Source organism: Blastomonas sp. SL216 (assembly GCA_026625625.1).
Lineage (GTDB): Bacteria > Pseudomonadota > Alphaproteobacteria > Sphingomonadales > Sphingomonadaceae > Blastomonas.
Window position 1 is genome coordinate 1,670,552 of record CP113055.1, and the last position, 20,864, is coordinate 1,691,415.

The 20,864-nt window shown below is 64.9% G+C and carries 21 protein-coding genes and 1 riboswitch; of the genes, 6 read left to right on the top strand and 15 right to left on the bottom strand.

Annotated elements, in window-relative coordinates; translation table 11 throughout:
- Nucleotides 1-84: 84 nt before the first annotated feature.
- Nucleotides 85-630 carry a nuclear transport factor 2 family protein gene (locus tag OU999_07975; protein ID WAC25108.1) on the top strand — a complete coding sequence of 182 codons (546 nt, stop codon included), beginning with the start codon at nucleotides 85-87 and terminating at the stop codon, nucleotides 628-630.
- Nucleotides 631-632: 2 nt separating this feature from the next.
- Here the strand turns inward: OU999_07975 and OU999_07980 are convergent, their stop codons facing one another.
- From OU999_07980 to OU999_08045, 14 genes are all read right to left on the bottom strand, one after another.
- Nucleotides 633-1,559 (bottom strand): TraB/GumN family protein, encoded by a 927-nt coding sequence (locus tag OU999_07980; GenBank protein WAC25109.1) that lies wholly within the window; start codon nucleotides 1,557-1,559, stop codon nucleotides 633-635.
- A gap of 251 nt (nucleotides 1,560-1,810) precedes the next feature.
- On the bottom strand, nucleotides 1,811-2,464 hold the full coding sequence (locus OU999_07985) for a CDP-alcohol phosphatidyltransferase family protein (protein WAC25110.1): 654 nt from the start codon (nucleotides 2,462-2,464) through the stop codon (nucleotides 1,811-1,813).
- A gap of 178 nt (nucleotides 2,465-2,642) precedes the next feature.
- Entirely contained in the window at nucleotides 2,643-3,188 is a 546-nt protein-coding gene (locus tag OU999_07990) for a histidine phosphatase family protein (protein WAC25111.1), read from the bottom strand.
- Complete coding sequence (locus OU999_07995) at nucleotides 3,188-3,979, bottom strand: adenosylcobinamide-GDP ribazoletransferase (GenBank protein WAC25112.1); 792 nt, start codon at nucleotides 3,977-3,979, stop codon at nucleotides 3,188-3,190. The genes OU999_07990 and OU999_07995 overlap by 1 nt, the downstream gene beginning before the upstream one ends.
- 1 nt (nucleotide 3,980) lies before the next feature.
- Nucleotides 3,981-4,979, bottom strand: a complete 999-nt coding sequence (gene cobT, locus OU999_08000) for a nicotinate-nucleotide--dimethylbenzimidazole phosphoribosyltransferase (protein ID WAC25113.1) — start codon at nucleotides 4,977-4,979, stop codon at nucleotides 3,981-3,983.
- Nucleotides 4,979-5,617, bottom strand: coding sequence for a 5,6-dimethylbenzimidazole synthase (bluB, locus tag OU999_08005; protein WAC25114.1), 639 nt, complete (start codon nucleotides 5,615-5,617; stop codon nucleotides 4,979-4,981). Before bluB ends, cobT begins: the two co-directional genes overlap by 1 nt.
- Nucleotides 5,614-7,071 (bottom strand): cobyric acid synthase, encoded by a 1,458-nt coding sequence (locus tag OU999_08010; GenBank protein WAC25115.1) that lies wholly within the window; start codon nucleotides 7,069-7,071, stop codon nucleotides 5,614-5,616. Before OU999_08010 ends, bluB begins: the two co-directional genes overlap by 4 nt.
- Nucleotides 7,059-7,985 carry an adenosylcobinamide-phosphate synthase CbiB gene (gene cbiB, locus OU999_08015; GenBank protein WAC25116.1) on the bottom strand — a complete coding sequence of 309 codons (927 nt, stop codon included), beginning with the start codon at nucleotides 7,983-7,985 and terminating at the stop codon, nucleotides 7,059-7,061. The genes OU999_08010 and cbiB overlap by 13 nt, the downstream gene beginning before the upstream one ends.
- Nucleotides 7,982-8,764 carry an ABC transporter ATP-binding protein gene (locus tag OU999_08020; GenBank protein ID WAC25117.1) on the bottom strand — a complete coding sequence of 261 codons (783 nt, stop codon included), beginning with the start codon at nucleotides 8,762-8,764 and terminating at the stop codon, nucleotides 7,982-7,984. The genes cbiB and OU999_08020 overlap by 4 nt, the downstream gene beginning before the upstream one ends.
- Entirely contained in the window at nucleotides 8,761-9,732 is a 972-nt protein-coding gene (locus OU999_08025; protein WAC25118.1) for an iron ABC transporter permease, read from the bottom strand. The genes OU999_08020 and OU999_08025 overlap by 4 nt, the downstream gene beginning before the upstream one ends.
- On the bottom strand, nucleotides 9,729-10,571 hold the full coding sequence (locus OU999_08030) for an ABC transporter substrate-binding protein (GenBank protein ID WAC25119.1): 843 nt from the start codon (nucleotides 10,569-10,571) through the stop codon (nucleotides 9,729-9,731). The genes OU999_08025 and OU999_08030 overlap by 4 nt, the downstream gene beginning before the upstream one ends.
- Nucleotides 10,568-11,179 (bottom strand): cob(I)yrinic acid a,c-diamide adenosyltransferase, encoded by a 612-nt coding sequence (gene cobO, locus OU999_08035; GenBank protein ID WAC25120.1) that lies wholly within the window; start codon nucleotides 11,177-11,179, stop codon nucleotides 10,568-10,570. Before cobO ends, OU999_08030 begins: the two co-directional genes overlap by 4 nt.
- Nucleotides 11,176-12,186, bottom strand: a complete 1,011-nt coding sequence (locus OU999_08040; protein WAC25121.1) for a pyridoxal phosphate-dependent class II aminotransferase — start codon at nucleotides 12,184-12,186, stop codon at nucleotides 11,176-11,178. Before OU999_08040 ends, cobO begins: the two co-directional genes overlap by 4 nt.
- A gap of 20 nt (nucleotides 12,187-12,206) precedes the next feature.
- Nucleotides 12,207-14,147, bottom strand: a complete 1,941-nt coding sequence (locus OU999_08045) for a TonB-dependent receptor (GenBank protein ID WAC25122.1) — start codon at nucleotides 14,145-14,147, stop codon at nucleotides 12,207-12,209.
- A 142-nt stretch (nucleotides 14,148-14,289) separates the two neighbouring features.
- A riboswitch (cobalamin riboswitch) is annotated at nucleotides 14,290-14,494 on the bottom strand.
- Between the two features lie 41 nt (nucleotides 14,495-14,535).
- Here OU999_08045 and cobU point away from each other — a divergent pair.
- Entirely contained in the window at nucleotides 14,536-15,066 is a 531-nt protein-coding gene (gene cobU / locus OU999_08050) for a bifunctional adenosylcobinamide kinase/adenosylcobinamide-phosphate guanylyltransferase (GenBank protein WAC25123.1), read from the top strand.
- A gap of 85 nt (nucleotides 15,067-15,151) precedes the next feature.
- Here the strand turns inward: cobU and OU999_08055 are convergent, their stop codons facing one another.
- Nucleotides 15,152-15,736 carry a hypothetical protein gene (locus tag OU999_08055; protein ID WAC25124.1) on the bottom strand — a complete coding sequence of 195 codons (585 nt, stop codon included), beginning with the start codon at nucleotides 15,734-15,736 and terminating at the stop codon, nucleotides 15,152-15,154.
- Between the two features lie 343 nt (nucleotides 15,737-16,079).
- Between OU999_08055 and OU999_08060 the strand changes: the two genes are divergently transcribed.
- From OU999_08060 to OU999_08075, 4 genes are all read left to right on the top strand, one after another.
- Nucleotides 16,080-16,877, top strand: a complete 798-nt coding sequence (locus tag OU999_08060) for a hypothetical protein (protein WAC25125.1) — start codon at nucleotides 16,080-16,082, stop codon at nucleotides 16,875-16,877.
- 95 nt (nucleotides 16,878-16,972) lie between these two features.
- On the top strand, nucleotides 16,973-18,652 hold the full coding sequence (locus OU999_08065) for an ABC transporter ATP-binding protein (protein WAC25126.1): 1,680 nt from the start codon (nucleotides 16,973-16,975) through the stop codon (nucleotides 18,650-18,652).
- Nucleotides 18,649-20,472: a glycosyltransferase gene (locus tag OU999_08070; protein WAC25127.1), complete on the top strand. Its 1,824-nt coding sequence runs from the start codon at nucleotides 18,649-18,651 to the stop codon at nucleotides 20,470-20,472. The genes OU999_08065 and OU999_08070 overlap by 4 nt, the downstream gene beginning before the upstream one ends.
- The gene (locus tag OU999_08075; GenBank protein WAC25128.1) at nucleotides 20,459-20,863 is read left to right on the top strand and encodes a PqqD family protein; all 405 of its coding nucleotides are present in this window, start codon (nucleotides 20,459-20,461) and stop codon (nucleotides 20,861-20,863) included. Before OU999_08070 ends, OU999_08075 begins: the two co-directional genes overlap by 14 nt.
- The last annotated feature ends 1 nt before the right edge of the window (nucleotide 20,864 follow it).

Below are 20,864 nucleotides of genomic sequence, written 5' to 3' on the forward strand. Positions count from 1 at the left end.
GCACAAATGCAATTGTCCTTGCGTGGCGCCGGCGCAGTAACAATCCGGGTTGCCACGATCGATCTGCCTCTGTAGCTGTAGTATATGAGCAATACAGTTAGCCATGGGCTGAAACGATCGATTCTGTGCGGCGTAGCGTCGCTGCTGGCCTGTCTCTCGGTGGCCGAGGCAAAGCCCGATGCCGCGACGCCTCACAATCTTGCATCGCCGGGCGATCCGCTGACGCAGGAGATAGGCGCGCTCGATGCGAGGGTGTTCGGTGCCTATAACAGCTGCGACCTGGCAACATTTTCGGCCTATTTCGACCCCAAGGTCGCCTTCTATCACGATACCGGCGGGGCGACGTTCGAGCGCGACGCGATGGTCGACGGCGTGCGCAAATATATCTGCGGCAAGGTGAAACGGGAACTGATCCCGGCAAGCTTCCGCGTCTATCCGATCAAGGACTATGGCGCGATCGAGGAAGGGGAACATCGCTTCTGCGACCTCGCCACAGGACAGTGCGAGGGCATTGCCAAGTTTGTGATGGTCTGGGCAAAGCGCGATGGCGCCTGGAAGATCACCAGCGTCCTAAGCTACGGCCATCGTGCTGCGACGCCGCAAGAGCCGGCAGGCGCTGCCGGCAGATAGGCTCAACGCCAATCGGGTCCGGCAATGGCAAAGCCTCGCGCCTCGAGCTGATCAAGCACGCCTTGTCGCTCGGCAAGCACGCCGAGCGGCACAACGGCGAGCGTCACCCCGTTCGTGCTGGACGCCTCGGCGATCAATCGTGTCCACTGATCCCGGATTTCTCCGCCAAGGTCCTCATCCTCCCATGGCCAGCACGTGCCGAGCGCGATCTCGAGCGGATTGGCCATAACGGCGGGAATATCAAATCTGCGCCAGTCGTCCCCGCGCGCCTGAACGACGGGTTGCCCTGCTTCGGTCGCGGCCATCGCGGCTTCCAGACACGCGATATGGCTCTCAGGCGCCGCCGCAGCCAGATTGTCCAGAAGATCCTCGCCGCGAAATCGCTCTGGCCGGATAATGGGTATGTCCGCCCGTTTTGCCGCCTTTTCGACGATGTCGGTTGCATCGTCCGTCGTGTCATTGTCGAAATCAAGCCGCCGCGCCAGCAGGTCGAAGGCGGACATCAGGAAACTGCCTCGATCATAGTCGACCTTGTACCGGGCCTCCAGATCAGCCAGGCGCGCCCGCTGCGGACTGCTCAGATAATCGGCGGCCACCCGTCCATCAGGCAGCTTGGTAAAGCTTCCTCCGCGGAAGATCAGACGGAACACATCGCCGGGCGAGAATTTCGGCGCGGCGCGCAGGATGACACGGTTGGCTTCGGCCGTGGCATCGCGCAGCCGTTCCGGCTCCCAGGGAGTGCTCTTGGGAACCGCGCGGATTTCACCGACCAGCAGCACGGTTCCGCTGGGCGTGTCGATCGTCCACATAGGCGCACCTGATCGCCTGGCGCTGACCACGATCTCGCTTTCCGCCTGCGCAGCCAGCGCGTGCGCGGGCATCGCACCCAAGAGCATGGCCGCAACCGCGAACAGGGACTTTGTCTTCATGCCCACAGCCTTATCATCCCGCGAATAGATGGTGTGTGAGCTTGAAAACGTGGGGTTGGCAGCCCGGAAAGCCAAGGCCCGGAATTGGCCGACCGTCGCTATGGCCCATATTGCTGCCACGGGCCTTCCCGGAGGAGAAGCCCATTGATTGCTCGATCCGCAGCACGCTGATGGGCATGCCTGCGCAAGGGATCGATGCGGCCAGGGGGCAAGATTTACGGCGCAAAAATCCTGAAAGCTTCAGCGCGAGATCATTTGCTGAGCGCGTGCAGCTTGCGACCGGTGACAGCGGTCTGGATGACGAACAGGATCATCATGCCTGCGCCGATTGCCGCGATAAACAGATCGAATGGCGAAAGGCCCGTGCCCATCACCGTGCCCGGCTGGGTGGTGAACATCGCCAGGCTCATGGCGATCAGGATCAGCCGCAATTCGGTGGGTCCGGCAGCAAGATAGGACAAGCGAAATTCGCCTGTTACGCGGGCCGCAAGGAAAGTGTGGATCGACAAGAGCAGGTAGCTGCCCAGCGCGAACATGGCGACATCCATGCGAATGAAGGCAGTCAGCCCCAGCCCGACGACAATGATGAGATTGGACAGGGCATCCATGCTGTGATCGATGAAATAGCCGTAATTGGGCCGCTCGATCTTGCGAAAGCGTGCCAGGCTGCCATCGAGGGAATCGCCGAACCAGTTGATGATGAATCCGGCGATCGCCAGCCACAGCCATTCGACCTGGAACAGGCTGAGCGCATAGCCTGCAAAAACGGTCAACGCGCCGCAAAAGCCCATCAGCGTCAGTCCGTCAGGCGATACCCAAGCAGGCAGCCGCGCACACAGCCAGTTCAGCAGCCGCCGTTCAGCGCCCGCGAGCATGTTGCCCTGTATCCGATTGACGCCGCTCATGACCGCCACCATGCGGTACAGGCGAGAATGGCGGAGGCTATGGGCACGGTCATCAGTAAATCCTTGGCAACTCTATGCATGTCCCCCCGCATAGGAGTGTGGGCTATAGGGCCATTAGCAAGGAAATCGAGGCCTACGTAAAAAGTCTGTAACAAATTCGTGCCGCAGACCAGGTTCTTCACCGCACAACCACGACCATGGCTCCGGCAGCGGGCATCAGGCCTGGCCAGTCATGGACGGGCACAGCCTGCAGCATGCCGACAATGGCCGCGATCGGCCCGCCATGGGTGACAACCAGCACCCGCTGCGACGGCAGCTTTCGCAAAGCCGCATTCGCCCTGGCCGCAAGTTCCATGGTGGTCTCGCCATTGCCGGGTCGAAAGCTCTCGGGAGCCTCGATCATCCCGTCCATCGCGTTGCCGGTTTCGCGATAGATCGCCGTCCAGCGCTTCCCCTCCCAGCTGCCGAAATCCCGCTCCATCCATGCCGGATCGGCGATTGCGGCGACGCCAACGAACGTGGCGATGGCATCGGCAAGGATCTGCGCGCGGCGAAGCCCTGAATGCAGCACCAAATCGGGCTTCCACTCGGCAAGCTCGGGCGCCAGCGTGCGCGCATGTGCAGCCCCGGCGCGGCTAAGGCCCATGTCGCTCTGCCCATAGCACCGGCCCCGCCATGCGCGTGCGACCTCGGTATGCCGGACCAGCAGGACCTGGGCGGACATCACAGCGCCGCCGTCGCTGCCAGCAGCAGGATGAGCTGCCCGGCATAGGCCGCAAAGCCCAGGCAATCCCCGGTGCTCCCCCCGATACGCCGCAGCATCAGCGTGCGGAACCAGAGCAGGAATGCAGCCGCGCCCAGCGATGCCACGATCAGGGCCAGCGGAGCGTGGATCGCAAATCCCAGCAAGCCGGGCAGCGCGGTCGCCATGGCCAGCAGCAGTGTGGAAAGCCCGACACCCGAGCCGATGTCCTTGGCCAGACCGGTGCCCTGCGGAGCGGGCGACACGATGCTCATCAACAGCACGACCAGCAATCTGCCGAAGGTGGCCGAGGCAGTGATGGTCGCAAACGCCACGACCGGGTTCATGCTCTCGATCACCGCGATCATCAGCGCGGCCCGCAAGCCGACCGCCAGGATCAATCCCACGCTGCCATAGCTGCCGATGCGGCTGTCCTTCATGATGCGCCGCACATCCTCCGCGCTCTGGCCACCGCCAAAGGCATCGCAGAAATCGGCAACGGCATCCTCGTGAAAGGCCCCCGTCAGCCTGGCTTCGACAGCCAGCGCAAGCAGCACCGCAACCAGCGAGGGCCAGAGGCTGTCCGCCGCCAGCGCTACGGACGACGTCATCGCTCCGACTGCCGCACCGACCAGCGGGAACCATCCGACCGCACGCACCAGCCCGGCGGCGACCTGTTCCGCGGTCAGCCCGGCGGTGCCGGGAACGGGAATGCGGGTCAGGAACTGCACCGCCAGCACCGGGGGTGCCCAGAATGGGGGCCGACCGTCCATGTCAGGCGCCGATATCCGCCAGCAGCGCGACATCGCGCAACAGCGCAGCGGCGCTGTCCAGCAGCGGCAGGGCGACCAGCGCGCCGCTGCCTTCGCCCAGCCGCATCTGCCATTCGAGCACCGGGGCAAGGCCCAGTTTCGCCAGCGCGGCGCGGTGACCGGGCTCAGCCGAAAGATGCCCTGCGATCATCACGGCACGGGTGCCCGGGCACAGATGATCGGCCAGCAGCGCAGCGGCGGTCGTGACATAGCCATCCAGCAGAACTGCGGCGCCCTGCTGCGCCGCCTCCGCATAAAATCCCGCTATCGCGACAATCTCGAACCCGGCAATGGCCGCCAGCGCAGCCTTGTCGGTGCAACCGCCGAGCCTGGCAACCGCTGCCGCCACGATGTCGCGCTTGACGCCGCGCATCGCCGCGTCCGCCCCGGCACCATGACCGGTCGCGATATCGGCATCGATGCCGGTCAGGGCATGGGTCAGGCAGGCGGCAGCCGTGGTGTTGCCGATGCCCATTTCGCCCGCGATGAGCAGGCGGTGACCCGCGTTGACGGCGGATTGGGCCTCGGCAGCACCCAGCGCCCAGGCCCTGTCGAACTGTGCCTCCGTCATCGCCGGACCCTGGCTGAGGTCCGCCGTGCCGGGCGCGACGGGTTGCGCGATGAAATGGTCGGGCCAGGGCCCGCGCGGTGGATGGATCATCCCGGCATCGACAACCCGCACATCGACGCCATGCGCCTCGGCCAGCGCAGTGCTGCTCGCCCGGCCCTTCAGGAAAGTCTCGACCATCGCGGTGGTGACCGCCGAAGGCCAGGGCGTGACGCCTTGCGCCACGACACCATGGTCGGCCGCGAACAGGACAAGACGTCGCGGACGGGTCTGCGGCCCGAGCGATTGGCTCGCCACGGCAAGATCGACCGCAAGCGCTTCCAGTCGCCCCAGGCTGCCCATGGGCTTGGCAAGGGCATCGAGCCTTGCCTGAACGTCTTTACGGATGATCATCAGCGCTCGAGCCGTGTCGTTTCAAAAGGCAGGCGGTCCTGCCATCCATGCCGGACCAGCTCGGGCGTTTCGCTCTCGCGCTCGGGATAGCCCAGGCACAGCAAGGCGACAAAACGCCAATGCGCAGGCACGTCGATCAGCGCGTTCATGCTCGCCGGATCGATGATCGACACCCAGCCCAAACCGACGCCGTGCGCGCGGGCGGCGAGCCATAAGGTGTGCACCGCAGTCACCACCGACCAGCACAGGGTTTCGGGCATCGTCGCCCGGCCCAGTCCGTGGCCCGCTTCCGTCTCCGCATCGCAAAAGACCGCGACAATCTCAGGCGCCTCGCGCAGGCCGTGCAGCTTCAGGCGCGCGTACAGCGCCTTGCGGTCTCCGCAATAGGGCTCGCCAGCGGCATGCTTGTGCGCATCGACCGAGGCGATCAGCGCTGCGCGGCGCTCGGGCGAAACGATGCGGACAAAGCGCCATGGCTGGGCATTGCCCACCGACGGCCCGCGACAGGCGATCTCGATCAGGCTGTCAAGCAGGCCATCGGGCAGCGGGCGCGTCTGGAAATGCCGCACATCGCGCCGCCATGTGAGCAGCTGCTCCAGCGCATCGCGAAAGGCCGTGTCGAATACCGGCCCGGTCATGCGCCCTGCCCCGCGATCGCCAGCAGCCGGTCGATATCGACATGCTCCTCAAGCGCGGCGGCCAGCGCATCGAGCGCCTGATCGACCCGGTGGGCTTGCGCGACCCCATCGCTCTGCGCGCCCAACCGCGCCAGCCAGGCCCCGCGCTGCGCGGGATGATCGAACAGCTGGTGGATATAGCAGCCCGCTATTCTTCCATCGGCGCTGACGGCGCCATCCTCTGCCCCGCTATCGAGCCGCAGCAGAGGCTGCACCGGCGCGGTTGCGCGGGTCTCGCCGACATGGATTTCATATCCGGCAAAAGGCTGGCTGTCGCGCAGGCTGATGCCGCTGACATCAACCACGCGCTTGTCTCCGGTGAGCCGGGTGGTGACCGGCAGATAGCCGAGCCCCGCCGCGGTGCCCGCCACCCCCTCGACGCCACCGGGGTCCTCGATGCTCTGACCCAGCATCTGGTATCCGCCACAAATGCCGAGCAAGGCCCCGCCGCGCCGGACATGCGCAGCGATATCGATGTCCCAGCCCTGCGCGCGCACAAAAGCAAGATCGGCGATCGTCGCCTTGGTACCGGGCAGGATGATCAACGCCGCGTCGCCAGGCAAGGGCTGGCCCGGCGGAACCATAACCAGCCGCACGCCGGGTTCGTGCATCAGCGGATCGAAATCGTCGAAATTGGCGATCCGCGACAGCATGGGCACTGCAATGGTGATCGGCCCCGCCGCGCCGCCAGCGCTGTCGAGTACCACCGCATCCTCAGCGGGCAGCTGCCGCGCTGCCGCCAGCCAGGGGATCACCCCCAGCCCCGCCCAACAGGTGCGGCGCGCGATCTCGGCATAGCCATCATCGAACAGACGGACATCGCCGCGAAACTTGTTGATCACAAAGCCCTGGATCATCGCCGCGTCCTCGGGATCGATCACGGCCCTGGTGCCGACAATCGAGGCGATCACCCCGCCCCGGTCGATATCGCCGATCAGCACGACCGGAACACCAGCGGCGCGCGCAAAGCCCATGTTCGCGATATCCCCTTCGCGCAGGTTGATCTCCGCCGGGCTGCCCGCGCCTTCGACGATGACGATATCGGCCCGAGCCTTCAGCCGCTCCCAGGACTGCAGCACGGCCGCGAGCAATTCGCCCTTGCGGTGCTGGTAATCCGCAGCCCCCAGCGTGCCGACCACCTTGCCGTGCACCACCACCTGCGCGCCGATGTCAGACTGCGGCTTGATCAGCACAGGGTTCATGTCGATCGTCGGCGCGGCACGGCACGCCAGTGCCTGGAGCGCCTGTGCGCGGCCAATCTCGCCGCCTTGCGCCACGGCGGCATTGTTCGACATGTTCTGCGGCTTGAACGGCAGTACTTTCAGCCCGCGATTGGCGAGCAACCGGCAAAGGCCTGCGACCAGCACCGACTTGCCGACATCGGACCCCGTTCCCTGCAGCATCACAGCAGCCATGCAAGACCTCCCACGCCAATCCAGAGCAGCAGGCACGCCCGGCGATAGACCCAGAGCGCCCGTTTCAAGTCCACAGCATCGGGTACCGGGCCATCGCCCAGCCAGGTACGGTGTGCGGGTTCGCCATCATAGCTGACCGGACCGCCCAGCCGGCGCCCGAGCACGCCTGCCATTGCCGCCTCGGGCCAGCCACCATTGGGCGATGCATGGTGGCGTGCATCGCGCAGCATTGTGCGCCACCCACCCCAGCCCGAGATGCACAGCAACACACCCGCAATCCGCGCTGGAATCCAGTTCACCAGATCATCGGTGCGCGCCGCTGCCCAGCCGAAATGGAGATAGCGCGCATCGCGGTGGCCGATCATCGAATCCGCGGTGTTCACGACCTTGCAGACCAGCAGGCCCGGAAGGCCCGCGACGAGAAACCAGAACGCCGGTGCCACAACGCCATCGCAGAAACTTTCGGCCAGGCTTTCGGTCGCGGCAACGGCGATCCCAGTTTCGCCGAGCGCCTCGGTGTCGCGCCCCACGATCCGCGCCACCGCCACGCGCGCGGCTGCTACATGGCCGCGCAGCAAGGGCGCTGCGACCGCGCGGACATGATCGTCGAGGCTGCGCTGCGCCAGGCCTGTCGAGGCGAGCAAAATGACAAGCACTATCGCAACGCTGCCTCCTGCCAGTTGCTCGAAGACCCAGCCGATAACCCCTGCGCTGCAGCCGACCAGCAGCAGCAGGCCAAGCCCCATCGCTTTGCGCCGCATCGCGCTGCCCGCGTTCCAGCGCCGCTCAAGCGCCGCGATGGCAGCACCGATCCATGTCACCGGATGGCCGATTGCCGCCAGCACCGGCGCGGGATAGCCGATGGCAGCCTCGCCGATCAGCGCCAGCAGCACCTGTTCGGGGCGCCCGATCATCCGTGGCGCACCATCGGCATGGTTACGATGAACGGCACTCCGCCCGGCGTCGTGCCGAACTGCGAGGCAACACCAAAGGTCTCGGCGATGCGCTGCGGCGTCATGACTTCGGCACAAGCGCCCTGCGCCACGGTGCGGCCATCGCGTAGCAGCAGAACCTGATCGGCCATCTGCACCGCGTGGTTGAGATCGTGCAGCACGACGATCACCCCCGCTCCGCCGCGCGCGACGTCGCGCAGGCACGCCAGGGTTTCGAGCTGGTGCGCGGGATCGAGATTGGCGAGCGGCTCGTCAGCCAGCAGCCATTGCGGCTCGCCTGCCAGCACGCGCGCGAGCAGCACCCGCGCCCGCTCGCCGCCCGACAGCGCGGTCATCGGTCGCGCGGCGAACTGGGTAACATCGGTCGCCGCCATCGCACGCGCCACGACGGCGCGATCCTCCGGCGTTTCCCCCCAGCCCTCACGGTGCGGATAGCGGCCCAGCCCCACCAGCGTTGCAGCATCGACATCCCAATGCACATCGCCGCCCTGCGGCAGCAGGCCGATCTGCCTTGCAAGGTCGCGCCGGCACAGAGCAGAGCGCAACTGACCGCCGACCAGCACCTGGCCCGCATCGGGCGTGAGCAACCCGGCAAGACACGCCAGCAGCGTCGATTTGCCCGCACCATTGGGGCCGAGCAATGCGGTCACGCGCCCGGGGGTGAAGACCGCGCTGACATCGTCCAGCACCCGCTGGCCGCCACGGTTCAGGGTGAGGCCATCGACGGCGAGCGTGTTCATGCCAGCCTCCGGCGCATGCGCAGCAAAAGCAAAAGGAAGAACGGCCCGCCGAGCATCGACATGGCAATCCCCAGCCGCAATTCGCTGACCGTCGGCATCGCACGCACCAGGCTGTCGGCGAGCAGCAGCAGCAATGCGCCTGCCAGCGCCGAAGGCAGCAAGACCGCCGAGGGCCGGTTGCCGACGAACGGGCGCACGAGATGCGGCACGATCAGCCCGACAAAGCCGATGATCCCCGCAGTCGCCACCGATGCGCCGACGCACAGCGCGACGCCGATCACGATCAGCAGTTGCAGCCGTTGGGGATCGGCCCCCATCGACCGGGCAGCGGACTCGCCCAGGGTCAACACGTCGAGCGAACGGCCCGTGAATGCCAGCAAAAGGCAGCCCAGCGCCATCAATGGCAGCGCCAGCCGCACATCGTCCCAGCTGCGGTCGGTCAGCGCGCCCATCAGCCAAGTAACGATCTGCGAGGTGGCAAACGGCGTGGGCGCAAGGCTGATCGCCAGCGCCGTCATCGATCCCGCCACGCTCGAGAGGATAACACCGGCGAGCGTGAAGACGATGATGCTGCCCGACCGGCCCACCAGCAAGGCGAGCAGCGCCATGGTGATCGCGGCGCCTGCCAGCGCGAATATCGGCAGCAGCCACGGCGCGGCAGCATAGCCGAAAAAGAGCGAGATCACCGCGCCCAGGGCTGCGCCCGAGGACACCCCGAACAGCCCTGGATCGGCGAGCGGGTTGCGCAGATAGCCCTGCATCGCCGCGCCCGACAGCCCCAGGCTCGCGCCGACCAGGGCTGCCAGAACCGTGCGCGGAAGGCGCAGCTCGGCGATGATCGGCCAGCGCGGATCGGCGTGCAGCCAGGCATCGAGCGGGATCCACACCTTGCCCGCGATCAGCGACAGCATCATGGCGGCGACGATGGCTGCAAGCAGCGAAAGGTTGATGCCGAGCGACCGAGTCACAGCGCGCGCCTGATCGTGGCCAGATGGCCCACCGCGTCGATGATCGTCGGGCCGCCGCAATGCAGCAGCCGCTCGGGATAGCGGCGTACCGCGATGGCCTGCTTCAGGCCCGCCAGCACCGGATGACTGAGCATGCGGTCGCTGCGATCCCCCGCCCCCACAGACAGCAGCACTTCGGGCGGGCGCGCGACAAGGTGCTCCAGCGGCAGGACGTCCCAGCGCTTGAGGCCATAATCGGCGCTCATGTTGCGATAGCCGGTCCGCTGCAAGAGTTCGCTGGCCAGCGTCCCCTCGCCCGGCACCAGCCCGCCACCCTGCCAGATCAGGGCGCGCGGCCCTGCGCCATGCTGCACCGATGCTGCGCGAACAGCCGCATCGATCCGCGCGATCAGTGCCTCACCACGTTCGGTCCGGCGGACGGCACTGGCGATTGTGCGGATTTGCGCCTCGCTCTCCGCGATGCTTTCCGGCACGCCGATCTGGATGAGCCGGATGTTCATCCGGTGCAGCGCGGCGATGGTTGCAGGCGCAACATGCGCTCCGGCGATCACGATATCGGGGGCCTTGGCAACCACCTCCTCTGCCGTGCCCGATGTCGCGGCAAAGCGCTGCGCCTGATCGAGCGGGATCGATGTCGCGCGCGGGTCCTGCGAATAATGGCTGATCGCGGCAATCTGCTCGGGCCTTGCCACCTGCATCAGCACTGCATCGACGCAGGGGTTGATCGACACGATACGCGGCAGACCTTCCGGTCCTGCACGCTGGGCCGAGCGGTCCGCCGCCTGCGACGAGCAACCCGCAACCGCCAGTCCCAGCAACAAGGCGAAGGCGCGGATCAATATTCGACGCCTTTCTGCGCCTTGAACCCGGCCTTGAACGGGTGCTTCACTTCCTCGAACTCGGTGACCAGATCGGCGATGGCGATCAGTTCGGGCTTCGCATTCCTGCCGGTGATGCAGATATGCTTGGTCAGCGGGCGGTCGTTCAGAAACGCGACGATTTCGTCGATCGGCAGCGTGTCCTGCCGCAACACGATGTTGAGCTCGTCCAGGATGATGAAATCATAATCCGGATCGAGGATCAGTTCCTTCGACCGCGCCCAGGCGGCCTTGGCTGCCTCGATATCGCGGGCACGATCCTGCGTGTCCCAGGTAAAGCCTTCGCCCATCACCTCGAAGGTCAGAAGGTCGGGATTGGCCTGGAAGAAATTCTTCTCGCCGGTCTCCCAGCTGCCTTTGACATATTGCACGATGCCGACCTTCATCCCCCAGCCCAGCGAACGGATCGCCATGCCGAAAGCGGAGGACGACTTGCCCTTGCCGTTGCCTGTGTGGACGATCAGCAGCCCGCGTTCGAGCGTGCGCCTGGCCTGCATCCGCTCGCGCGCGGCCTGCACCCGCTTCATCCGCGCATTATGGCGGGCGAAATCCTCTTCAGTCTCGGTCATGGCATCCTCCAGGTCGCAAAAGCCTCGTCCAGTCTGGCCCAGTCGCTCTCTTCGCGCGGCAGCCCGATCCGCAGCCAGCCGGGCGCATAATCGAACGGGCGGGTGAGCACGCCTGCCTGCGCCAGATGCACGAACAGGCGGTCGCGGTTCGGAACACGGATCAGCGCGAAAAATGCGGTGCGCCCGACAATGTCGATGCCATGCCGGTTCAGCAGACTGGCCAGCCGCTGCGAGGCCATGGCCAGCCGCACCCGCTGTGCATCGTGCCAGGCCGTATCGCGATAGGCGACCAGGCCTGTCGCGAGCGCCGGGCCCGAAACCGGCCAATCGCCGATCAGCGCGCGCAGGTCCGTTGCGATGGCTGGCGGCGCGATGACAAATCCCAGCCGCAAGCCTGCGAGCCCGAAGAACTTGCCGAAGGATCGCAGCACGATCAGCCCCGGCCAGCTGCAGCCGGCCAGGCTGCCCGACCGATCCGCATCCGCAAATGCCTCGTCGACGATCACATGACCGCCGCGCCTCGCCATCGTCAGGGCCGCCCATTCCATCAGTCGCGGGTCGGCGACCAGACCATCGGGGTTGTTGGGCCGGGCCAGCACCAGCACGTCATGCGTCGGCGCGATCATTCCGATATCGTCGATCGTGCAGGCTGCCGCATCGTGCCCGCCCCACATCGATGCATGGCCCGAATAGCCGGGCCGAACGATGGCCGGGCGGAAAACGAAGGACCGGCGTCCCAGCATCAGCCCCAGCAACCGCATCGCCAGATCGCTGCCCGGCACCGCCACGACACGCGCGGGGTCTGCCCCGAAGAAGCGGGCCGCGGCGGCCTCCAGCGCAGCAAGGTCGGCGGGGTCGGGCAGCCGCTCCATCGCCTCGGCGGCTATGCCGACAGGGTAAGGCCAGGGCGCGATGCCGGTGGACAGATCGGTCCACCGGGCAATGTGCGGAAAGGCGGCGCGCGCCATGTCGATGCGTCCACCGTGGCGGGCAAAATCATCGATCAAGGCCCGCGCCGCCTGTGCCATCAATAGGTCAACCGCACGCCGACATAGCCCGCCCGGCCTGGCGAGCCATAGCGGAACACCGTCTCGTAGCGCTCATCGAACAGGTTCTCGACGCGGCCATAGATTTCCACGCGCTCGGTCACCGGGAACGATGCGCGCAGGTCCGCGAGCACATAGCCTTCGACCTTGCGGCTGTTGTTGGCATTGTCGAAATTCGCGCCGACATGGGTCAGCGTGACCCCGGTCTCCAGCCCGAAACCCCAGCGATAGTCGATCAGTGCGGTGACGCTGTGCTGCGGGCGGCGGACCAGCTGGCGGCCGAAATTGGCATTGCCCGGCGAACGGTTGGTGGCGTCGGTATAGGTATAGTTCGCCTGCAACCGCAGCGCATCGACCGGCTGCATCATCAGGCCGATCTCGACCCCTTCCGCGCGCGCCTTCGACACATTGTCATAGGTGCCCGAAGGCCGGCCCGCGCAGATGCCGGTGCGCGGCAGCGGGCACGAGATGAAGATGATGAGATCATCAGACGTGCGGCGGAAATAGGTGGCGCTGGCCTGCAAACGGCCCTCCACCAGATCCTGCGTGACACCCGCATCCCAGCCTTTCGAGCGCTCGGGCTGGAGCAGCTGGTTGCCGAAATCGCTCTGCAGCTGGAATAATGAGGGCGCCTTGAACCCTTCGGCATAGCTGGCGCGTAGCGTCGTCCCGGTCTGGCTGATCGCGTAGACGCCGCTGGCGCCAAAGGTTGTCGCCCCGCCGAAGCGGTTGTGATCGTCATGCCGGACCCCGCCAGTCAGCGTCAATCCGGCCACCGGGCTGGCGACGATCTGCGCATACACGCTGTCGATCCGCGCCCGCCCGATCGAGGGCACCGCGCCGAAGCTGCTGCTGGAAAAGCGCGAGGTCTCGCGCTCCAGACCACCGGTCAGCTGCCAGCCGTCGGCGATATCGAAAATGCCCTGATATTCGATGCGCTCGTTGCGGCCATGGCCGGCGAACGTCTCGGCAGGCAGGCCATCGAGCGCGATACTGCTTCGCCGTGTATCGGTATAGGCATAGCCCAGCCGGTTGCGGAAACGTCCGTCGAGCAGCACGGCATTGATGCCGGTATAGCCGACGATCTCGCGGGTGCGCGATTCCTCGTTGACGTCGCCAAAGGCAAAGCTGGGCGGCGGGAAGCCATCGATGTTCACCCGGCCCTCGGAATACCAGCCACGCGCATCGACCGACAGCCAGTCGGTCAGCGCCAGGTTGAAATTGCCATTGGCGCCGTAATTTTCATAGCCGTCCTTCTCCACACCGCCGCGCGCCTCGCTGAACGCGGAAATGCCATCGGTGCGGAAATAGCCTGCGCCGATACTGGCCGAGAGCGGCCCGGCCTTGCCCGAGAGATTGCCGACGAGCTGGCCGGTATCGCGATAGCCATATTCGCCGCGCAGATTGACGCTGAGGTCCTCCGTCGGCTGGCGCGTGATCATGTTGACGACGCCGCCGATCGCCTGGCTGCCCCAAAGGACAGACGAAGGCCCGCGCAGCACCTCGATCCGCTCGATATTGCCGATCAGCAGATTGCCGAAGTTGAAACCGCCGCCCGGCGACGACGGATCATTGAGCTTGATGCCATCGACCAAGGCCACCGTCTGGTCGCTTTCGGCGCCGCGGATGAACACCGATGTCGATGTGCCGATGCCGCCGCTGCGTGCGATGCTGACACCCGGAATGGTGCGCAGCACATCGGCAACGGTCTGGGTCTGCCGCTGCTCGATCTCGGCTGCATCGATGACGGTGATCGACTGGCCGACCTTGTCGAGCGCTTGTGCGGTGCGGTTGGCGGTGACGACGATCACCGGTTCGCGCGCGGCTGCTCCGGCAAGCGTGTCCTGCGCCAACGCGGCACCGGACAGGCTGGCGCAGATGGCGGACGCAGAAATGGTAACTTTAAGAATGGAAGCAGGCATGTGTATCCCCTGTCAAACAACAAGGGGTAACGCGCGCCAATGGCACGACAGAGCTATCGCCGGCTTGTCACCTGCGCGCGCACCCCGACCGATGTCGTCACGCGAGGATGAACCCCGATCACGCTGAACACCCCGTCCGCGCAAAGGATCGACTGCGGCAGGCAGGTCTCCTGGCTCCCGGGTCATCGCACTCGCCCCACCTTCCCGGATGCAGAAGCATCCAGTGGCATATCAGGGCGACCGCTATCCGGTCACAGTTGCGGGGACAGCCGCGGATTACAGGTAGATACCTGCTTCCGCGTTCCCTATTAATCCCATCTCTGGGAACCTGTCGCGTCGCCGCATTATTGCGAGTGAAAACGCTTTGCAAGGGAAATGGACGGTTGCGGTGCTGACATTCATCACAGGCGGCGCACGCTCGGGCAAGAGCGCGCGGGCGCAGAAACTGGCCGAAGACCATGCCGGAGAGCTTGTCTATCTCGCGACCGCACAGGCTTTTGATGACGAGATGACCGATCGGATCGCGCGCCACCAGATGGATCGCGGGCCACGCTGGCGCACCGTCGAATGCCCGATCGACCTGCCCGAAGCTGTTGCCCGCGAGACAGCACCGGACTGTGTGCTGCTGGTCGATTGCCTGACCTTGTGGACCAGCAACCTGCTGCTCGCCGAACATGACTTTGCCGCCGCCTCACAGCGCCTGATCGACGCCCTGTCACAGGTCCGCGCACCCGTGATCGTGGTCAGCAACGAGGTCGGGCTGGGCATCGTCCCCGACAATGCGCTGGCGCGTCAGTTCCGCGATATGGCCGGTCGGCTGAACCAGAACATTGCCGCCATCGCGGACCGCGCCGAGCTAGTCGTCGCCGGGCTGGTCGTCCCGCTGAAAGGCCATCCCGCGAACGGCAATTTTCGCTGAATTGGCTATTGCCGGCTGCACTGGATGGCCATCGATTAGCCCATCGGATCTGCTCACACGAGGAGGGCCGCTGGAGCACAGACCGTCAGGACCAGAATGAAGGGTCGGAATTGTAGAAAAAGCCGCATCGGCCAAACGGGCTTTGAAGCCACCATGGGTGAGAGGCCGCCGAACAGACGCTCGGGCGGGCACCCGTTTCCGATATCAGCGGCAGGATAACGCGCCGGCCATGCCTTACTGCCCGGCGATCGGCCGTTTCCGGCAGCACGGCGGCGATATGGCCGGGGGCATGCCAGTCATGATTGGCCGCACTGATCAGTGCAACCGCACCGCGATTGGCGAAATGCTGCAGCCGGTCAATCGACCGCGCCCTTTTCCATCCGAAAGACGGCCCCCAATGCACAAGCCATTCGTACAGGCCGTTTGCATCCATCTCATAGACGTTCACACCATAGACGGGATGCGGTTCCTTGCCTGCAGCAATCTGGCGTATCGCATCCGATGTCCACCAGATGCGTGGCAGACGGGCACCGGCAGCATGGCAGAAATCATGGGCATAGATGTTGCAGAATGTCTTGCCCTGCGAGGGATACCATCGCAGATTTTGTGTGTGCTCGACATCGGCCCATGCAGCAAAGGCATGCAAGGGCGCGATGGACAGACCATCCATGGCATGGCGTTTCGGCATGCCAGGCTCGGTGAGCAAATAGGCGCTGGCAGGGTCCTGCCGCCGGACGACGCCATCGGGCGACGACAGAACGGGCCATGGAGCGATCGCCCGCTGGCGAGCCCCGAAGCGCGGGCGACGAGGCCATGTCCGCCTCGCGTGCCTCGCCAGAAAATGATAGAGGCGATGCAACATTCGAATGACCGACCTTCAAGACACGTCACATCGCAGTTTGCTTGTCGGCCAGCATATCACAGGGAAAAATGGCGACAACCGGCACGGATACGGCTTGCGGCCCCATATCAAGGCACTGCCATGTGCGCGGACCAGCCACGACGGGCAGCAGATGACCCCATCGTTCGCCGTGCCCAACTTCCGGCTGAACCGGGGCAATCTGCGCTTCCTGCCGCACCTGATCGAGGCGGGACAGGCTTTCGACATTCACCCCGCCATCATCGCGACGATCGTGACGGCCGAGGCAGTGACAAGGCCGTTGGATGGCAACGTTTCATGGGACGAGCGCAGCCAGAATGACCGAGGTGAGGCCGCCGGCCTTGCCCAGTTCACCCGGTCGAGCTGGCTGGCGCACGCCCGCCGGATCGGCAGCGTGGTCAACAGGCATGCCGAGGAAAAGGGGATGGCAGGGCAAGACGGAACGATCATCGACGAGATGTCGCTGCTCGAAGCCCGTTTCGATACGCGCCTGTCGCTGTTTGCCACGGCGGAAATGGCACGCCGCAACTGGGACTATCTGGATGACCGCGGCCTGGCGATGCACGCGCGCGGGATCGGGGAAGTCGCCAAGATACTGTATCTGGCGCACCATGAAGGCGCAGAGGGTGCTTTCCGCTATCTCATCGGCGCGCGCCCTGCCGTGTCGCGTGCACGTCTCGAAAGCAACCTGCCGCCCCGGCTCTGGCCAGCGGACAATCTCGCCAGGGCAGCCCGATCAGCCTATTATGCCTGGCTGGAGGACTATATTGATCGCCGGATCGATGTCCGCCGCTATCTGGCGGATAGTGCCGAGGTCACTGTGCCGAGGCTGGCCCGGCTGGGACGAAAAAAGCCCCTGAGACTGATGCTGCTGCGCTTGCGCGGCCTCGGCTCCAGAATCAGGGCAATGGCGGTTTCGCGAATGGGCTGAGAGCGCTTGGCAGCACCGCCTGAATGGCCACCCAAACCAACTATCGCGCGTGCTTTCCAGCTTGTACCCGATAGCATGAGGGCTATGGTCGTGCGATGGTCGCGGCGGCGCATTGGCGATGGTATGGCAGTTATCTTCAGCGCCGCTGGAGGGCCCTGGCGCTTTTTGCCCTGGCGGGCGCAGCACTGGCCGCCATCAATCTGCCGCTGCTCGTGCTTCTTCACCGGTCGCTTGACGCGGCGCTTTCCAGCAAGAGCCTTGTCCCGCTGGGCTATGCAGCGGCACTGTTCCTCGTGCTGCGAGCGGCAACCGCCGGTGTTACGATATTGATAAGCCGTCGTTCCGCGCCAATTCTGCGCCAGCTGGGCGCGGATATGCGGATCGAGATCGTCGAGGCTTTGCATACCAGGCTTTGGCAGGATGTCGCGTCGATGGAGGATGCCAGTATCCAGGCCAAGCTGATCCACGATACCGAGCGCGTGGAGCAGATGTCGCAACGGCTGTTCAACTCGGTCCTGCCACAGCTGGTGCCATTGGCGGGCTATGCGATCCTGGCGATCGTCCTTTCGTGGCAGCTCGCGCTGCTCGCAGCAGTCTTGGCCCTGGCGCTCCAGCTTGCAGCAAACGGAGCGCACCGCATGTTGAGCCGCGAGACGATCCGGTTCCAGCATATGTTCGACCGGTTTCATGTCGAGATCGTTCGCGTCCTCCACATGATGCCGACATCCATTCTGCTGGGGCATGAACGCGCCTCGATCCGGCAGTTCTCGTCAGAGGCCCGCCAATTGGCGGACAGCGGTGCCAGACTGTCCTGGACCATGGTCGCGGCAGCGCAACTGCAGGGCATGACCCATGCCGTCCTCATCTGTGCATTGCTGCTGGCAGGTGGTGCCATGGTGCTGGGAGGCACGATGACGCCAGGGGCATTGTTCACCCTTCTGGTCACGCTTCGGCTGGCAAGTGCCGCACTCGGACCGATCATCGCCGCCCTGCCCCTGACCATAGCGGGCGACAATGCCCTGTCCCACCTCTATCTGATGCGCGATCGGGGCCGCACGCTCGATGCCGAGACCGAGGATACAGCGCCTGACCTCGCCAGACTGGAGCTGCGCGACATTGGCTTTGCTTACGGATCACGGTCGATCTTGAACGGCGTGTCGCTGAACCTGGTGCCAGGCCAGGTGACGGCCATTGTCGCGCCGAACGGCATCGGCAAGACGACGCTGCTCAATATCGCCGCCGGGGTGCTGCATCCTGATCAGGGCACGGCCAACTGGATCACGACCGACGGCCAGCGGATCGATGCACGGCATTGCAGGCAGCAGATCGGTGCGGTCCCGCAACACCCCAGGTTCTTCCACGCCAGTTTCCGCGACAATATCCTGTGCCACCGGGCCAATCTGGGGGAAGCGGCATTGGCGCAGGCCATTGCGCAGGCGGCGCTCGTTCCTGTGATCGATCGGCATCCAGAGCGGCTGGAAGCCTTGGTGGTCGATGGTGGAGAGCTGCTTTCTGGCGGCGAGCGGCAACGCCTGGCCATCGCGCGCGCGCTGGTCAATCAGCCTGCGTTGCTCGTGCTCGACGAACCCACCAATCATCTCGACCACGGCGCGCTGGACCGAATTCTCGATGCGATCCTCTCGGTCAACCGACCACCAGCCGTGCTTGTGGCAACCCATGACGAACGCATGCTGCGCAGGGCTGACATCGTGTATCGGCTCGACACGGAGCGCTTGCAGATCTGCGATGCGGCAGACTGGATGGCGGTGGCATGAGATATGCCAATCCAGCCGACCAGACTTTGCGTTCCGATGCGGAACAGCTGAGCTTTTTTGATGCCGCCCTGGCAGCCAGCGAGAATGCGCTGCAACAAGCCGGGGCCATCGATCATGATCTGCTGATCGCGGGCAAAAGGGTCCGGCTGCGCTTTGCCGGATCCGCCATGGCCAGGCAGACCATGCGTGCCCTTGAGCCTTTGCAGGTCCCGACCGCAGGCGATCCTGATGTGCTTCTGATGATATGGGACAGCGACAGTACAGGCACCGCAATGCCCGCGCCAAAGCTCTCCAATCTCTGTTTCAGCCAGCGCGGCGACCTTTGGACCTTTCGCAGCCCGCGAATCCGCAGCGCGTTTCACCATTGGGACTATTCGCTGAACCTCTATGACCGGGAACGCGGCATCGGGATTTTCTGGGTGCAGAATGCGGCGAGCTTGCCCAGCTGGACCCGGGCCGCCCCCTTCCGAACGCTGTTCCACTGGTTCTTTGCCGATCAGGCCATGCAGTTGGTCCATGGCGCAGCGATAGGCATTGCTGGCGAGGGCGTGCTGATCTGCGGACCGGGCGGGGTCGGCAAATCGACCAGCGCGCTGACGGCGCTTGCGCAGGGCATGGATTTCGCAGCGGACGATTATGTCCTGCTGGCGCTGGCACCGGGCGAAACCGGAGGGTTGCAGGCCCATGCGCTTTATGCGAGCGCAAAGGTGCATCCTGCTGAGGCGCACAGGTTCCAGTCGCTTGGTTTCGATGCTCAACTTCCCTCCCCGTCCGGCTTCGACGAAAAGGCCGTGATCTATATCGGGGACAGGCTCACGCGATCGCTGAATATCCGCGCGATCGTGACTCCGCGATTCGGATGTTCGCACGAAACGGTGTTCGAACGATATGATGCTGATTGCGTCGTTGCCTCCGCCAGCTTTCCGACCCGCGCGCAATTGCCGCATTGCGGCGCGGAAGCCATCGACTTTATCCAGCGCGCGGCGAGCGCCGTGCCATATGGCAGGATGGTGCTGGGTCAGGCCATCGCGCAGGTGCCCGGCGCGCTGCTCAGGCTGCTGCGCGACCCCGCAACGGTCCTGCCAACAGGCCGAAGCCTGGCCCCTTCCCCGCTGGTATCGGTCATCATACCGGCCTTCAATGCCGGCGCGTTCATTGGTGAGGCGATCGAGAGCATTCTGGCGCAAAGTCATGATGCGATCGAAATCATCATTGTCGATGATGGCTCGACCGACGATACCGCAGCCTTGGCCGCCAGCTATGGCGCGGCTGTACGCCTGATACCGCAGAAAAATGCAGGGCCATCAGCCGCGCGCAACCGGGGCCTTGCCGATGCGCGTGGGGAATTTGTCGCGTTTCTGGATGCCGATGACCTGTGGCCCCGGCACAAGATACGGGCCGCGCTGCTTGCCTTCGATGATGCGCCTCAGGCCGAAGTCGTGCTGGGACATTCGCAGCTGTTCGAAAGCGACAAGCACAACGGCAAGCCCATTTTCGTCGCCAGCCCGATCGATACCTTCCCCTGGTCGATTGCAGCAGCGATGTTCCGCCGGTCGGTTTTCGAGAGCGTCGGGTCGTTTGACGAAGATCTCAGATTTGGCGAGGATACGGACTGGTTTGAACGCGCCGAACATCTGCGCGTGAACATCCGCAAGATCGAGGACATCGGCTTGCTGGTCCGGCGGCATGCGGGTAACTCGACCAGAGGCAAGACCGTGCAGAACATCTATCCGGCCCGGCTGGTGCACAAGCGAATTGTGCGCCAGCGCGAGGCCCGGGCGCCGTCAACACAAAGGCCGATGAGCGATGCGCATCAATGACGAGAATGTCTCTGCCGAAGACGTGGACGGCGAGCTGATTGCCATCAACTTTGCCACCGGCAGGTATTTCGCCATGCAGGGTGTCGCGCTGGAAATATGGAACTGGCTGCTGGCAGGCCAGAATGTCGAGCAGATCGTCGCTGCCCAGACCGGACGCGCGGGCTTTGATCCGGCAACCGCGCCGCAGCGGCTGCAGGCTTTTGTGGATCAGCTGTTGGCGGAGGGGCTGATCATTGCTGATGTTTCCGGCGGCAGATCGGCCGTTGCAGGTCCCGCCGCCACGCCCTGGCATGACCCCGTGCTGGAGGAATTTGACGATATGGCGGCCATGTTGAAGCTGGATCCGGTCATCGACATCGCGGTCGATGGATGGCCTGCTGCGCCTGCCTGAG